This is a genomic window from Enterococcus sp. DIV0800 (assembly GCF_050559735.1).
GTDB lineage: Bacteria > Bacillota > Bacilli > Lactobacillales > Enterococcaceae > Enterococcus_A > Enterococcus_A devriesei.
Map to the genome: position 1 here is coordinate 510312 of NZ_CP187898.1, position 15137 is coordinate 525448.

Genomic DNA, 15137 nt, shown 5'->3' on the forward strand with positions numbered 1-15137 from the left:
AGAGTTGTCACATGTTTACCCTTGAAAAAGAAACACTAGAACAAATGGGTGCTGAAATTACGACCCGTGAGATTCGTCAACAACCTGAGCTTTGGGAAGAAACGATTACGCTCTTTCAAAATGCTTCAAAAGAACTGCAAGCTTTCTTAGCGGAAGTCAAAAAACAAGCAAATGGTCAACGAACTCGTGTGGTCTTTACTGGTGCAGGCACCTCGCAATATGTTGGGGACACGGTCGTTCCATATTTACGCAAGCATGGAGCACTGAAAGATTTTAGTTTTGAAAGTATTGGTACGACGGATATCGTGGCTGCACCAGAAGAATATCTGATTAAAGAGGAACCAACCTTGCTAGTTTCCTTTGCCCGCAGCGGAAATAGTCCGGAAAGCTTAGCAGCAGTTGCGATTGCTGATCAAGTTGTGGACACGATTCACCACTTGGCAATCACCTGCGCGGAAGAAGGAAAATTGGCGCAAATCACTCAAAAAGCAGAAAATGGCTTCCTATTATTAATGCCGAAACGTTCTAATGATGATGGCTTTGCTATGACCGGCAGTTTTTCTTGCATGACCTTAGGAACATTATTAACTTTTGACCAAGCGGCGATCGAAGAAAAACAAGACTATGTACAGGCTTTAAGCAGCTTAGGTCAAGAAGTGATTGCTAGAGAAACGGAGCTTCAAAAAATCGTAGAACTTGATTTTGAACGAATTGTTTATGTTGGATCAGGTAGTTTAGCCGGATTAACCAGAGAAGCACAGTTGAAAATCTTAGAGCTGACCGCTGGAAAGATTGCGACGGTGTTTGATTCATCAATGGGCTTCCGACATGGGCCAAAATCATTTATTAATGAAAAAACAGTGATGTTCGGTTTTGTGAACAATGCTGTCTATACCCGTGATTATGATTTGGATGTCTTAGAGGAAGTTCGCGGAGATGAAATCGCTTCCGGTGTGTTTGCGATTACTCAACCTGGAGAAAGAAACTTTTCTGGCGACAAATTCGAGTTTGAAACTGAAACCACTTTATTACCGGATGGTTATTTAGCGCTAGCGTATATCATGGTGGCACAAACGGTCGCATTGTTAACTTCAGTCAAAGTCGCAAATAAACCAGATACACCGTCACCAACAGGAACAGTCAATCGCGTCGTAAAAGGCGTAATCATTCATGAATATAAGTAGTCAATTGGGAGGAAGAACCATGCATACAATTACACCAGGTAAAAAGGCAGCGATGGACCGCCTATCTACTAAGGACGGGGTTATCAGTGCGTTAGCCATTGATCAACGAGGGGCTTTGAAAAAAATGATTCATGCGCTGGGAACAGAACCAACGACTGAACACATCGAAGGCTTCAAAAAATTAGTTTCTAGCGAATTAACGCCTTATGCCTCATCTATTTTATTAGATCCTGAATATGGATTGCCAGCCGCAAAATCACGCCATGAAGATGCGGGCTTACTTTTAGCCTATGAAAAAACGGGTTACGATGCGACAACGCCGGGACGTTTGCCAGATTTGTTGGCGGATTGGTCTGTTCTACGTTTGAAGGAACAAGGCGCGGATGCGATTAAATTCCTGCTTTACTACGATGTAGATGAAGATCCAGAAATCAATCATCAAAAACATGTTTTCACTGAACGGTTAGGTAGCGAATGTGCAGAGGAAGATTTGCCGTTTTATTTAGAACTAGTTTCTTATGATGCTCAAATCGCGGATGCTAACTCCTTGGAATATGCCAAAGTCAAACCGCATAAAGTCAATGAAATGATGAAGGAATTTTCAAAACCACAATACAAAGTGGACGTTTTGAAAGTGGAAGTTCCGGTTAATATGAATTTTGTCGAAGGCTTTGGGACAGCAGAAGTTGCCTACACGAAAGAGGAAGCTGCGAAGTATTTCTTAGAACAAAGTCAAGCCACTGATTTGCCTTTCATCTTCTTGAGTGCAGGCGTCTCTACCCAGCTATTCCAAGAAACATTAGTGTTTGCCAATGAAGCCGGTTCAACTTTTAACGGTGTCTTATGCGGACGCGCAACGTGGAAAAATGGCGTGAAACCTTTCGTAGAAGCTGGGGAAACAGCAGCAAGAGAATGGCTGAAAACTGAAGGACGCGAAAATATCGAAAGCTTAAATAAAGTAGTCAACCAAACCGCCAGCTCTTGGTATAAGAAGGTTCAAGTGGCAGAAACAGAAATGACCAAGTAGGAGTGAGGGCATGATAGTAACAGTGACGATGAATCCGTCGATTGATATCTCTTATCCTTTGGATACATTAAGGCTGGACACCGTTAATCGAACGGATCAAGTGACGAAAACCGCTGGCGGAAAAGGCTTGAATGTGACCCGAGTGATCCATGATCTTGGTGGCGATGTATTAGCTACCGGCGTGCTTGGCGGCTTTCATGGTGCCTTTATCGCGGATCAATTAAGACAGGCAGGTATCAAACAAGAATTTACAGCGATCAAAGAAGAGACCAGGGATTCAATCGCGATTTTACATGAAGGGAATCAGACGGAGATTCTAGAAGCGGGTCCGACGGTTTCAGAAGAAGAGACAGCGCTCTTTTTGAAAAAATTCCAAGAGTTAGTTCAAAGAGCTACGGTCGTGACTCTTTCAGGTAGTCTTGCTAAGGGCTTTCCAAGTAATTTTTATCAACAGCTGATCGAGATAGCAAAAACGCAAAACGCCAAAGTGCTCCTTGACACTTCCGGGGAAAGTTTGAAGCAAGTCTTAAAAGGAAAAGCTAAACCCTATTTGATCAAGCCTAATTTGGAAGAATTGGAAGGGTTATTAGGGAAGGAATTTTCTTTAAAAGACCTCTCAGCTATTAAGGGGGCACTCCTTGCGCCGATCTTCTCAGGAATCGAATGGATTGTGGTGTCGTTAGGAAAAGCAGGTGCGTTAGCGAAGCATCGAGAGAATTTTTATCGAATCGAGATTCCTACAATCGAGGTAGTTAATCCTGTCGGTTCCGGTGATTCGACGATTGCCGGCTTTGCATACGCCTTAGCTGAAGGTCTGGAAACAGAAGAACAATTGAAGCTGTGTATGGCAACAGGAATGGCAAATGCACAAGAACGTAGAACTGGACATGTGGATCCAGCAAATGTACAGACACATTTCAAAAAAATTGCCGTAAAAAAGATCGAGTAAACACTCGATCTTCACCTAGTTAAGTATTTTTTGAAACTAATTCGATTTTATAAAAATTCCATTTTTTGTAGGTCTCAACGTATTCCAACACTTGCTGTGTATCTTTTCGTTTAGTCACACGAATTTGAAAAACCGTTGGTTCAGCGGTAGAAATTTGTAATTTTTCCGCCTCGACTGCTGGCGTAGGAAACTTGATTTCATTTGTTTCTGTGAAGTCTTCTTCATTCATATGGATATTATAATCCTGTTTGAAGCGTTGATAGATGGAATTATAATAGCTCAAGTCAGGATAATTTGAATTTACGTATTGTTCAGGCAAATAGGTTCGATGGTAAATGTATGGAATCTTTTCCGTTGTTCGTAGTCGTTCGATGCAGTAATAAAAGGCGGTATCTGAAAGCTCTAGTTTGCTTAAAATAGTTGGGTCATTGCCTCTTATAATCGATAAGACTTCCACTTGATCATGGCTGATGGGAAATAATTCGATATCCGAAAATTCAACGAGTTTTCCTTTGCGTGCCCGCGAGACAAAAGAACCACGGCCTTGATGGCGCACTAAAAAACCAGCTTTGACTAAATCGTTTAACGCGCGGATAACTGTGATCGAACTGACGTTAAACATCTCGGTCAATTCTGCTTCGGTATAAAATTTATCGCCATTTTCAAATTTACCAGAAATGATTTGCTGTTTTAATTCGTCCTTAATGATTTGATATTTTGGGATTGCCATAGTATTCCTCCAATTAATGGATAGGGACTAAAATTTTCATTAGAATCTTTTGAGTACCCGCTACTCCTTGATTTTAACACATTGTGTGGGAATAGAAACAGTTGACATTCGATTCAAGTTAATTTAATATATTAATATATTAAAAACGCTTTCAATGAAAGGGGCGAGCTTTTGAATACATTTGAAATAAAAGAGGATTTTCTATTGAATGGAGAGCCCTTTAAGATTATGTCAGGCGCGATTCACTATTTTCGAGTGGATCCAAACGATTGGTACCATTCACTTTATAATTTAAAGGCTTTGGGTTTTAACACTGTTGAAACCTATGTGCCGTGGAATTTACACGAGCCGCAAAAAAATGAGTTTCATTTTGAAGGAATATTAGATTTAGAACGATTTCTGTCGATCGCTCAAGAGCTAGGATTATATGCAATCGTTCGACCTTCTCCTTATATTTGTGCCGAATGGGAATTTGGCGGGTTTCCAGCTTGGTTGTTAACTGAGTCCTACCGTCTTCGTTCGAATGAAACCGCTTATTTGAACCATGTGGCAGATTACTATGATGTGTTGATGAAGAAAATCGTTCCACACCAGCTGTCTAATGGCGGAAATATTTTAATGATTCAAATTGAAAATGAGTATGGCTCTTATGGGGAAGACAAGGATTATCTACGTTCGATCCGGGATCTGATGCTAGAAAGAGGGATCACTACTCCGTTCTTTACCTCAGATGGTCCATGGCGGGCGACTTTGAGAGCCGGCAGTATGATCGACGAAGATATTTTAGTGACTGGTAATTTTGGTTCTAAGGCGAAGGAAAACTTTGAATCTATGCAAAATTTCTTTGATGAACATGACAAAAAGTGGCCCTTGATGTGTATGGAATTTTGGGACGGCTGGTTCAATCGTTGGAAAGAACCCATCATTCAGCGGGATCCACAAGAATTAGCTGAAGCAGTGAGTGAAGTTTTAACTCGTGGCAGTATTAATTTATATATGTTTCATGGGGGAACCAATTTTGGTTTCATGAATGGCAGCTCGGCTCGTGGTGTGATTGATTTACCACAGATTACGTCTTATGACTACGGAGCGCCACTAAATGAGCAGGGAAATCCGACTGAGAAATATTTTGCGATTCAAAAGATGATCCACGTAAAATTTCCTGAGATTCAACAAATGAAACCGTTAATCAAGCAAAATATCGAAAAGAAAAATATTCCATTAAGCAACCAAGTCAGTTTATTTGCGACATTGGAAACGATTAGTCAGCCGATTCGATCAAAAAATACGCAGTCGATGGAAGCATTAGGCCAAAATACAGGTTATCTGCTTTATCGCACGACGATCAAAAGGGATGCAGAAGAAGAACGTTTGCGGGTGATTGACGGGCGAGATCGCAGTCAACTATTTGTCAATCAGGAATTAAAAGCGACGCAATATCAAACCGAAATTGGCGAAGATATTAAGGTTCCAATGCCTCAAGCTGAAAATCAAATAGACATCTTGATTGAAAACATGGGTCGAGTAAATTACGGTCATAAATTATTCGCAGATACCCAAAGAAAAGGTATTCGGACTGGCGTCATGGCAGACTTACATTTTATTAACAATTGGGAGCAGTATTGCTTGCCTCTCGATACAGTTGAGGATGTTGACTTCTCAAAAGAATGGCAAGCAAATCAACCAAGCTTTTATCATTATGAAGTTACGCTGGATGAGCTGGGGGATTGTTTTATTGATTTATCAAAATTTGGCAAGGGTGTCGTTTTTGTCAACCAGACCAATATTGGCCGTTTTTGGGAAGTCGGTCCAACGCTGTCACTTTATATACCAAAAGGCTTATTGACTGTTGGCGTAAATGAGATTGTGATCTTCGAGACGGAAGGAACGTACCAGCCTGAAATTAGTTTATTAAAAGAACCACTATATAAAGAAATGAAAGAGGGATAAATATGAGCATTATCGGAGTAAGAATTGACGGACGTTTGATCCATGGACAAGTAGCCAATCTGTGGACGACAAAACTAAATATTTCTCGCATCATGGTTGTTGATGACGAGGTGGCTCAAAGCGATATCGAAAAAAGCGGCTTAAAGTTAGCTACACCAGCTGGCGTAAAGCTAAGCGTTTTGCCAATTGAAAAAGCAGCGAATAATATTTTGGCTGGAAAATACGATTCACAACGGTTATTGATCGTCGTTCGCAGACCAGATCGTTTATTAAAGTTAGTAGAATTAGGAGTACCAATCGAAGAAATCAACGTTGGGAATATGTCTCAGACAGACGAAACACGATCAATTACAAAATCAATCAATGTCGTTGATCAAGACGTCGAAGTCTTCAAGGAGTTGAATAATAAAGGGGTACATCTAATTGCACAAATGGTTCCAAGTGATAAAGCGGAAGACTTCATGAGTCTTTTAGCAAAATAGGGGGATAAACAAATGGATATCTTATGGTGGCAGATCTTATTATTAACATTATATGCAGGGTATCAAATTTTAGATGAGTTACAGATTTATTCTTCATTAAGTGCACCCGTTTTTGCCGGATTATTTGCCGGAATCGTCATGGGTGACTTGAAAGCCGGACTTATTATTGGTGGTAGTATGCAATTAACCGTCTTAGGTGTTGGGACATTTGGTGGTGCGTCGAAAATTGACGCTAACTCAGGGACAATTTTAGCGACAGCCTTTTCCGTTGCGCTAGGGATGAACCCTGAACAAGCAATCGCAGCGATCGCGGTGCCAGTTGCCAGCTTGATGATTCAATTAGATATATTAGCTCGTTTTGCTAATACGTATTTCGCACATCGAATCGATAAATTAGTCGAAGATATGAATTACAAAGGGATTGAACGTAATTTCTTGATGGGTGCTCTTCCTTGGTCGTTATCTCGGATGACACCAGTCTTTCTAGCATTAGCCTTTGGTGGCGGCTTAGTTGAAAAAGTCGTAGCTGTCCTGAATGGGGATCTAAAATGGTTAGGTGATGGATTATCTGTCGCAGGTGCTGTTTTACCAGCAGTCGGGTTTGCAATTTTATTACGTTACTTGCCAGTCAAAAAACATTTCCCATATTTGATTTTAGGATTCACACTAACCGCCTTATTAGGAACAGTCTTTACGAATATGCAAGTATTAGGTACAGGAGTAGCTGGAGTCGTGAAACATTTTGACGGGGTCTTCAATTCATTGCCAATGTTGGCAGTTGCCTTGATTGGATTTGCTTTAGCAGCAATCAGTTATAAGAATGGTCAAATGATTCCAAATGCGCCAGCACCAAAACAGGCGGATGATTCCAATGATTCAGAAGGAGAGATCGAAGATGACGAAATCTAATTATAAGTTGACGAAAGAAGACTTTAAACAAATTAATCGTAGAAGCTTGTTTACTTTCCAATTAGGCTGGAACTATGAACGGATGCAAGGTTCTGGTTATCTGTATACTATTTTGCCGCAATTAAGAAAAATTTATGGTGATGATACACCTGAATTAAAAGAAGTAATGAAAACCCATACACAATTCTTCAATACCTCAAACTTTTTCAATACAATCATTACCGGGATTGATTTGGCTATTGAAGAAAAAGAGGGAATCGGCGGAAAACAAACGGTTTCTGGGTTGAAAGCCGGTTTGATGGGGCCTTTCGCAGCGATTGGTGATTCAATTTTTGCGGCATTGATTCCAACGATTTTTGGAGCTTTAGCTGCCAATATGGCGATCAACGGAAATCCAACCGGTATCTTTATTTGGATCATTGCTCAAATCGCTGTCATGATTTTCCGTTGGAAACAGTTGGAATTTGCTTATCGCGAAGGAATTTCTTTAGTAACGACGATGCAGCACCGTTTAACTGCTTTGACTGACGCCGCTACTTTACTTGGGGTCTTCATGGTGGGTGCCTTAGTCGCAACGATGATCAATGTAAAATTCTCATGGGCACCAAGTATTGGGGACGTTACCTTAAATATGCAAAACAACTTAGATATGATCTTGCCGCGCTTATTACCAGCTGGTATTGTTGGGGCAGTTTATTGGATGTTAGGTAAAAAGAACATGACATCAACAAAAGCGATCTTTATCGTATTGGTTGTCTGTGTCGCCTTATCTGCACTAGGCGTAATCTCTAAATAATTCAGATGGAGGAAGATAGATGAGTAAGGCATTAGTTTTAGTTAGTCATGGACTCTTTTGTGAAGAATTAAAAAAGAGTACCGAAATGATCATGGGACCGCAGGAAAATATCCATACGGTTGGGTTACTTCCATCTGAATCAGCTGAGGATTTTCGGGCAAAATTTGAAGCAACAATTGAACAGCTAGAAGATTTTGTGGTACTGGCAGACTTAATGGGAGGGACTCCTTGTAATGTCGTTTCTCGACTGATTTTAGAAGGACGAGAGATTGAACTTTACGCAGGGATGAATATGCCAATGGTGATTGATTTTATTAATAGTCAATTGATCGGTACGGAATTAGCCTTAGTAGAATCCGCTCAAAGTAATATTTGTCACGTCAATGAACGAATCAATAATGTAGACGATGAAGATGAATAACGAATAATCAAAAAAAGGGGCCAGAAATTTTTCTGGCTCCTTTTTCATGCTTGTAGTAAGATTTTTTGGATAATTATCAAAAAATCAACGTTTTCTAAAATAATCAGGATAATGGCTTACAACAGCCTCTTGTTCATTTAGCATCATATGTAAGTGAAGTGAGGTTAAGAAACTAGCTTCTTCAGTATTTTTTGAAATTAAGGCTTCAAATAACTGATAATGTTGTTCCATAATGGTTTCCCATTTTAGCCCTTTAATGGTAACTCGTAACCAGCGGAAACGTTCTAAATGAGTATTATTATGATCTAGCCAATCCCAAATTTCTTTACGGTCAGCAATCTCAAAGCATGCTTCGTGAAATAAATTATCCACATGGAAAAATGTCCGTTCATCCTTTTGGTGAACGGCTTTTTCTTGTTCCTCCAAAATAGTTTGAAGTATTTTTTTAGTTTGATCAGTCATTTTGGCACAACACTCAACCATGATTTGGCGTTCAAGTTGTTCTCTCACAAAACGAGCATTTTGGGCAGAAGTTAAGTCTATTTGAGAAACATAGGTCCCACTTTGGGGGATCGTATAGACTAATTCTTGCTGTCTTAATTGGATAAGGGATTCGCGGATCGGCGTTCGGCCAATATTGAACATCCCTTCAAGACCCTTTTCAGATATCTTTTTTCCAGGTTCTAAATCAGAATAGATGATTTTTTTCCGAATCGATTGATAGGCCTGAGATTGTAAACTGTTCTCAATCATAGTTGTCTCCTTCATGAGTTGTTGAAGCAAGTATAACAAAAAAAAGCGTCTTAATCTAATATATTAGTATCGAGCTGTTTTTTTCTATTTATTCGTGAAAACGGATTAAATTTTACTTGACAACAGGTGATAAGGGATATAGAATGCAATTGTCAAGAAAAACTAATATATTAGTTTAGGAGGATTTCTAATGATCAGTATTAAAAACTGGCAAGCTTCAATAGAAGAGCTAAAGGAAAAAAAGGTTGAAATACCACGCTTCAACGTTGAAGAATTAAAAGATCAAGGCAAAAAAGCCCCAGTTTGGATTCATTTTGGTGGTGGGAACTTATATCGCGGGTTTCACGCGGAACTTGCACAACGCTTGGCGAATCAAAATGAGCTGGCTTCTGGCGTGATCGTTTGTGAAACATTCGACAATCAAGTGGTGGAAAAAGCTTACCACGAGTTCAATAATAATATTTTAGAGGTTGTAATGTCTGAAGATGGAACATTGGATCAACGTATTTTGGCGGCAACTGCGGATAGTTTTTATTGCAATCCAAGTGATGCCCAAAGTTATGAACAAGTGATTCGTTATTTTGAAAATCCTACATTACAATTCACAACCTTTACGATTACAGAAAAAGGATATGGCTTAACGGATACAACTGGCGGCTTCACAGGAATTATTCAATCGGACATCAACAATGGTCCAGAAAAACCAGCCCATACAATGAGTATTGTAGCTGCACTTTTATATAAGCGTTATCTTGCAGGTAAACTGCCAATCGCAATGGTATCAACAGATAATTTTTCGCAAAATGGTCAACGTTTCCAAGATAGTATTTTGACGATTGCCAATGCTTGGTTGGAAAAAGGCCATGTAGAAAGCGGGTTTATTGATTATCTGAGTGATTCAAAAAAGGTTTCTTTTCCTTGGAGTATGATTGATCGGATTACTCCTAACCCTTCGGAACGAGTAAAAGAAACTTTAGAGAAACTTGGATTTTCAGATATGGAAATTATTCATACGGATAAAGGAACCAATATCGCGCCTTTTGCCAATACCGAGGTTGTTCACTATTTAGTAGTGGAAGACCAATTTCCAAATGGACGGCCGGCACTGGAAAAAGCCGGTGTCATTTTGACGGACCGAGAAACAGTCGATAAAGCAGATGTGATGAAAGTAACGACCTGCCTAAATCCATTGCATACAGCATTGGCAGTTACAGGCTGCTTGTTAGGCTATACATCGATCGCTGCTGAAATGCAAGATGAAGATTTGGTTGGCTTAATTAAACAGATTGGTTATGTTGAAGGATTACCGGTAGTAGAAAATCCGGGAATTATCGATCCAAAACAATTTATCGATGAAGTTATCAACAAACGATTACCGAATCCTAATATACCAGATGCGCCGCAACGGATTGCCAGTGATACCTCTCAAAAGGTAGCGATCCGCTTTGGAGAAACGATCAAGAAATATGTCTCAGCTAACGATAGAGATGTGGCAGAATTAACTTTTATTCCATTAGCAATTGCGGCTTGGTTACGGTATTTAATGGCGATTGATGATGAAGGAAATGAATTTAATCCTAGTCCCGATCCATTGTTAGAAGAGCTCCAAGCACAGCTCGCTGGCTTACACTTAGGTGAACAAAATGAGGCTGTGATTCATCAAGCGGTGGAAGCTATTTTAAAAAATCAGCTAATCTTTGGTTCAGATCTTTATCAAGTTGGACTTGGTGAGAAAATTGAAAAATTAATGAAAGAAATGCTAGTAGGGACTGGAGCAGTTCGTGATACGCTCCACAGCTACGTTAGTAAAGTTGGAGGAAAATAGAAAATGGAAATGACCTTTAGATGGTATGGTGCAAACGAGGAAAAAATCAAATTAGAAGAAATTCGTCAAATTCCTGCAATGAAGGGAATCGTCGGTACGCTGATGGATATTCCAGTTGGTGAAGTTTGGCCGAAAGAACGTATCAAAGCTTTGAAAGAAGAAATCGAAGCGGCGGGCTTAACTCTTAAAGTAATTGAGAGTGTGAATGTCCATGACGATATTAAAATTGGTCTGCCAAGTCGCGATCAATATATTGAAAACTACAAGCAAACGATTCGTAATTTAGCGGAATTTGGAATTGAAGTAATTTGTTACAACTTTATGCCGGTCTTTGATTGGGTAAAATCTGATTTAGACTATCGCTTAGAAGACGGGTCATCTACTTTGGCCTATGTAGCTGCTGATATTCCTGAAGATCCAGAAGAAATTATCAAAAAAGTAGAAAATTCTAGTAATGAGTTTGAGCTACCTGGTTGGGAACCAGAGCGTTTGTCACAGGTAAAGGCATTATTCGAAGCTTATAAAGATGTTGATGAAGCGAAATTGCGAGAAAACTTTGCTTACTTCTTAAAAGCGATCATTCCAACTTGTGAAGAAGTCGGTGTAAAAATGGCTGTCCATCCGGATGATCCGCCATACTCAATCTTCGGATTACCAAGAATTGTAAAAAATCGTGAAGACTTAGATTGGTTATGTAACGTCGTAGACAGCCCATACAATGGAATTACTTTATGTACTGGAAGTATTGCTGAAGATCCAGCGAATGATGTTTATGCGATCATGGCGGAATTTTGTAAAAGAGATCGTATTCCATTTGCGCATGTTCGAAATATCAAGTTTATCCAAGATAAAGATTTTTATGAAGCACCACATAAATCAGAATATGGTTCATTGGACATGTTCAAAATTTTAAAGGCGATGCATGACAATGGTTTTGATGGCTATATCCGTCCCGATCATGGCCGCATGATCTGGGGAGAAACAGGAAGACCAGGCTATGGCTTATATGATCGCGCACTAGGTGCTGTTTATTTAAATGGAATTTGGGAAGCTTTAGAAAAAGCTAACTAGTCATTCTTCTCAAGGCAGTTCAACTGCCTTGAGAAAATATAAAGAAAAGGAAGCGCTTTGACATGTTTTTAGATAATAATTTTCTATTAGAAAATGAATGGGGACAAAAACTGTTTAACGATTATGCAAAAGATCAACCAATTATTGACTACCATTGTCATTTAGAACCACAGGCGATTTTAGAAAATCAACAATACAGTAATCTGACTCAGCTTTGGTTAAATGATAAAGGTGCAGGCGATCATTATAAATGGCGTTTGATGCGGGCAAATGGAGTTGAGGAGTCTTTAATTAGTGGGAACGGCGATGACTACGAAAAATTCTTAGCCTTTGTAAAAACAATCGAAAAGGCACCGGGCAATCCTATTTATGAATGGTCACATTTAGAGTTGCGTCGGTACTTCGGTATTGAACTGACTATTACAGAAAAGAACGCACCTGAAATTTGGAGTTTAGCCAATCAGAAAATTCAAACGGATGCCTATCGGCCAAAACAATTACTAGAAATGATGAAGGTTAAAGCTGTTTGTACGACGGACGATCCAGCGGATTCATTGAAATACCATGAAGCCTTAGCGAAAGAGAATAATTCGTTTAAAGTATTGCCAACGTTCAGACCTGATAATACTTGGACCATCACAGATAAGAACTACAAAGATTATATTGAAAAACTAGCCGCAGCCGCTGATCAAACAATTAAGACTTTTACTGATTTGAAGGCAGCTTTATCTGCCAGAGTTGCTTATTTCCATGAAAAGGGTGGGCGGTTAGCTGACCAAGGCTTAAATACTTATTTTTATCATGGCGCTTCAAAAGAAGAATTGGATCACATTTTGGCAAGAGCTTTACAAGGAGAAACGGCATTTACTTCAACCGAAATAGCTGCGTTCACGACGGCCATCCAATTACATTTGATGGAGGAATACACCAAGCATAACTGGACTATGCAAATGCATATGAATGCGTTGAGAAATGATTCGTCTAAAATGAAACGTGAAATTGGTATCAATGTCGGTGGGGACTCGATGGGTGATCAAATATCATTAACGTCTAGCCTGGTTTTGCTGTTCAGTGAAGCAGAAGAACAAAGTGTATTGCCAAAGACAATCCTATATTCTTTAAACCCTAATGATTGGTTACCATTAGCAACAGCTATGCAAAGTTTCCAAGGCGGCATGGTTCAAAAACTTCAATTGGGATGTGCTTGGTGGTTTAACGATACATGTGAGGGAATGCGCAATCAAATCACTACGATGGCTCAACAAAGTCTACTTGCGAACTTTACTGGTATGCTAACAGATTCTCGCAGCTTTTTAAGCTATCCTCGACACGAATATTTCCGTCGCGTCCTTTGTCAATTACTTGGCGAGTGGGTAGACCAAGGAAGAATTCCAGCAGATGAAGAATATCTAGGAAATATTGTTAAAGCGATTTGTTACGACAATGCGCGCCAATATTTTGGCTTTTTCGAAAGTTAGAAAGACAGGGGAGAACGTAGATGAGTAAAAAAAGCAATTGGGTCTATCAACCAAAAAAAATCACTGTTGGTCGAGGAATTGGCTACGGTTTGACAGATTTAATGGGAGGCGGCTGGAACAATATCGTTTCAGGAGTAATATTCGCTTTTGTCTTGAGTCAGGGGATTAATCCAGCATTTGCTGGAGCAATCACTGGGATTGGTCGAATCGTGGATGCGCTATTTTCATTATTCTTTGGGGCGATCACAGATGGTTTCTATAAAACAAAGCTAGGTCAGCGATTTGGTCGTAGACACTTCTTCATTTTATTAGGCGGCATTTTCTTTACCATTTTATTCCCGCTGTTTTGGGTAAGAGCAGATAATTGGGTCTATTACTTAGTTATTTACGTGGCGATTGAATTAGCAATCGCGATGATCCTAATTCCTTGGGAAACATTGCCAACAGAAATGACTGATGATTATAAGTTACGAACGATCCTATCTGGTTCACGGATGTTTATCTCTGCGAGTGGAACAGCGATTGTATTTCTTGTTTTAGCCGCATTGCAACATATGCAAAATCCAAATGCTTATTTGATCACAGGGATTATTTGGACGATTATTTTCGTGGTTGCCATTTTCATTTCTTACCGTACTACTTGGGAACGTCCATTGACACCAGAATTTATTGCTGAATTAGAAAGCCGCCCTAGATTAACTTTGGGCCAATTTGTTAAAAAAACAGTTGAAGACTATTTTTCAACGTTCAAAAACAAAGCATTTCGTAAGCATTTAGCGATTTATCTGCTTTCGTTTACTGGGAAAGATTTTTATTCAACCATGTTACCAACATTTATTATTTGTTGTATTCATGGTGTGAAGGCCGATACACCGTGGACACTTCAAGCATTATCAATTTTTGGAATTGTTTCAACGCTAGTAGCAGCAAAACTGATGCTTACTCATGGACCGAAGTTCTTGTTTACAATTAGTTATACTACGATTATTATAACGATGGTCGGCTACTTCTTGACTTGGGCTTTGCATGTTCAGAATGCTTTCTGGGTCTTGATTATCATTTCCATTTTTTACCAATGTGCACGGGCTATTTTGGAATTTACTCCTTGGAATGTATTCCCATTTATTCCAGACGTAGATCGGGTAATGACACGTGGAGACAGAGCAGGGATCTACGCTGCAGTAATGACTTTCTTTAGAAAATCAACAGGTGCTTTTGCTTCATGGATTGCTGGGATTTTGTTAGCAGAGATTGGGTTTAATTCAAAAACAATGACGAGTCTTGTTAACACCCCGCAACATATCCAAACAGGAATCGCTTTGATTTTCTTTGTTGCTCCAGTGGTTCTAATCTTGTTAGCTTTATTGATGTCCTTTACCTTCAAATTGAATCGTCAAACACATGAAGTTTTGAAACATGAGATTGACCGTTTAGAAGCGGGGGGTTCAAAGGCAGATGTTACACCACAAGCGAAAGAAGTGGTGGAAGAATTAACTGGTCATCCGTATGAACAAGCATGGCCGGACGAACCTATGATTTAAAAAAGTGTTTACTGGAGGTGT

General features: G+C 39.6%; 14 protein-coding genes. 12 read left to right on the forward strand and 2 right to left on the reverse strand.

Going from position 1 to position 15137, the window contains the following annotated elements; genetic code table 11:
* Positions 1-11: 11 nt before the first annotated feature.
* From agaS to IGI54_RS02380, 3 genes are read left to right on the forward strand one after another with little or no spacing between them, the layout of a single operon-like run.
* Positions 12-1184, forward strand: a complete 1173-nt coding sequence (agaS, locus tag IGI54_RS02370; RefSeq protein WP_430621068.1) for an SIS domain-containing protein — start codon at positions 12-14, stop codon at positions 1182-1184.
* Positions 1185-1203: 19 nt separating this feature from the next.
* On the forward strand, positions 1204-2211 hold the full coding sequence (gene lacD / locus IGI54_RS02375) for a tagatose-bisphosphate aldolase (RefSeq protein ID WP_216429455.1): 1008 nt from the start codon (positions 1204-1206) through the stop codon (positions 2209-2211).
* A 10-nt stretch (positions 2212-2221) separates the two neighbouring features.
* The gene (locus tag IGI54_RS02380; protein ID WP_430621069.1) at positions 2222-3160 is read left to right on the forward strand and encodes a hexose kinase; all 939 of its coding nucleotides are present in this window, start codon (positions 2222-2224) and stop codon (positions 3158-3160) included.
* Between the two features lie 19 nt (positions 3161-3179).
* Here IGI54_RS02380 and IGI54_RS02385 read toward each other — a convergent pair whose 3' ends face one another.
* On the reverse strand, positions 3180-3890 hold the full coding sequence (locus IGI54_RS02385; protein WP_071862359.1) for a GntR family transcriptional regulator: 711 nt from the start codon (positions 3888-3890) through the stop codon (positions 3180-3182).
* A gap of 171 nt (positions 3891-4061) precedes the next feature.
* Between IGI54_RS02385 and IGI54_RS02390 the strand changes: the two genes are divergently transcribed.
* The 5 genes from IGI54_RS02390 to IGI54_RS02410 are packed head-to-tail and all read left to right on the forward strand — an operon-like array spanning position 4062 to position 8448.
* The gene (locus IGI54_RS02390; protein WP_430621070.1) at positions 4062-5840 is read left to right on the forward strand and encodes a glycoside hydrolase family 35 protein; all 1779 of its coding nucleotides are present in this window, start codon (positions 4062-4064) and stop codon (positions 5838-5840) included.
* 2 nt (positions 5841-5842) lie between these two features.
* Positions 5843-6322: a PTS system mannose/fructose/N-acetylgalactosamine-transporter subunit IIB gene (locus tag IGI54_RS02395; RefSeq protein ID WP_071862357.1), complete on the forward strand. Its 480-nt coding sequence runs from the start codon at positions 5843-5845 to the stop codon at positions 6320-6322.
* A 12-nt stretch (positions 6323-6334) separates the two neighbouring features.
* Positions 6335-7231 (forward strand): PTS mannose/fructose/sorbose/N-acetylgalactosamine transporter subunit IIC, encoded by an 897-nt coding sequence (locus IGI54_RS02400; protein ID WP_216429460.1) that lies wholly within the window; start codon positions 6335-6337, stop codon positions 7229-7231.
* Positions 7218-8027 (forward strand): PTS system mannose/fructose/sorbose family transporter subunit IID, encoded by an 810-nt coding sequence (locus IGI54_RS02405; RefSeq protein WP_071862355.1) that lies wholly within the window; start codon positions 7218-7220, stop codon positions 8025-8027. The genes IGI54_RS02400 and IGI54_RS02405 overlap by 14 nt, the downstream gene beginning before the upstream one ends.
* Before the next feature lie 19 nt (positions 8028-8046).
* Positions 8047-8448, forward strand: coding sequence for a PTS sugar transporter subunit IIA (locus IGI54_RS02410; protein WP_379946501.1), 402 nt, complete (start codon positions 8047-8049; stop codon positions 8446-8448).
* Positions 8449-8532: 84 nt separating this feature from the next.
* Here IGI54_RS02410 and IGI54_RS02415 read toward each other — a convergent pair whose 3' ends face one another.
* Positions 8533-9198: a GntR family transcriptional regulator gene (locus IGI54_RS02415; RefSeq protein ID WP_216429684.1), complete on the reverse strand. Its 666-nt coding sequence runs from the start codon at positions 9196-9198 to the stop codon at positions 8533-8535.
* A gap of 193 nt (positions 9199-9391) precedes the next feature.
* Here IGI54_RS02415 and IGI54_RS02420 point away from each other — a divergent pair, with 193 nt between their 5' ends.
* The 4 genes from IGI54_RS02420 (at position 9392) to IGI54_RS02435 (ending at position 15116) form a co-directional block, all read left to right on the forward strand.
* Positions 9392-11026 carry a mannitol dehydrogenase family protein gene (locus IGI54_RS02420; RefSeq protein ID WP_430621071.1) on the forward strand — a complete coding sequence of 545 codons (1635 nt, stop codon included), beginning with the start codon at positions 9392-9394 and terminating at the stop codon, positions 11024-11026.
* Between the two features lie 3 nt (positions 11027-11029).
* Positions 11030-12097, forward strand: a complete 1068-nt coding sequence (gene uxuA, locus IGI54_RS02425; RefSeq protein ID WP_071862352.1) for a mannonate dehydratase — start codon at positions 11030-11032, stop codon at positions 12095-12097.
* 62 nt (positions 12098-12159) lie between these two features.
* Complete coding sequence (gene uxaC, locus IGI54_RS02430) at positions 12160-13575, forward strand: glucuronate isomerase (RefSeq protein WP_430621072.1); 1416 nt, start codon at positions 12160-12162, stop codon at positions 13573-13575.
* Between the two features lie 20 nt (positions 13576-13595).
* Positions 13596-15116: an MFS transporter gene (locus IGI54_RS02435; RefSeq protein WP_071862350.1), complete on the forward strand. Its 1521-nt coding sequence runs from the start codon at positions 13596-13598 to the stop codon at positions 15114-15116.
* Positions 15117-15137: the final 21 nt, after the last annotated feature.

Bases quoted from the DNA above. Each gene is read 5' to 3' on its own strand.
- agaS (WP_430621068.1), top strand. From the start codon at position 12: ATGTTTACCCTTGAAAAAGAAACACTAGAACAAATGGGTGCTGAAATT.
- uxaC (WP_430621072.1), top strand. From the start codon at position 12,160: ATGTTTTTAGATAATAATTTTCTATTAGAAAATGAATGGGGACAAAAA.
- IGI54_RS02380 (WP_430621069.1), top strand. From the start codon at position 2,222: ATGATAGTAACAGTGACGATGAATCCGTCGATTGATATCTCTTATCCT.
- IGI54_RS02405 (WP_071862355.1), top strand. From the start codon at position 7,218: ATGACGAAATCTAATTATAAGTTGACGAAAGAAGACTTTAAACAAATT.
- IGI54_RS02435 (WP_071862350.1), top strand. From the start codon at position 13,596: ATGAGTAAAAAAAGCAATTGGGTCTATCAACCAAAAAAAATCACTGTT.
- IGI54_RS02400 (WP_216429460.1), top strand. From the start codon at position 6,335: ATGGATATCTTATGGTGGCAGATCTTATTATTAACATTATATGCAGGG.
- IGI54_RS02420 (WP_430621071.1), top strand. From the start codon at position 9,392: ATGATCAGTATTAAAAACTGGCAAGCTTCAATAGAAGAGCTAAAGGAA.
- IGI54_RS02395 (WP_071862357.1), top strand. From the start codon at position 5,843: ATGAGCATTATCGGAGTAAGAATTGACGGACGTTTGATCCATGGACAA.
- lacD (WP_216429455.1), top strand. From the start codon at position 1,204: ATGCATACAATTACACCAGGTAAAAAGGCAGCGATGGACCGCCTATCT.
- IGI54_RS02385 (WP_071862359.1), bottom strand. From the start codon at position 3,890: ATGGCAATCCCAAAATATCAAATCATTAAGGACGAATTAAAACAGCAA.
- uxuA (WP_071862352.1), top strand. From the start codon at position 11,030: ATGGAAATGACCTTTAGATGGTATGGTGCAAACGAGGAAAAAATCAAA.
- IGI54_RS02410 (WP_379946501.1), top strand. From the start codon at position 8,047: ATGAGTAAGGCATTAGTTTTAGTTAGTCATGGACTCTTTTGTGAAGAA.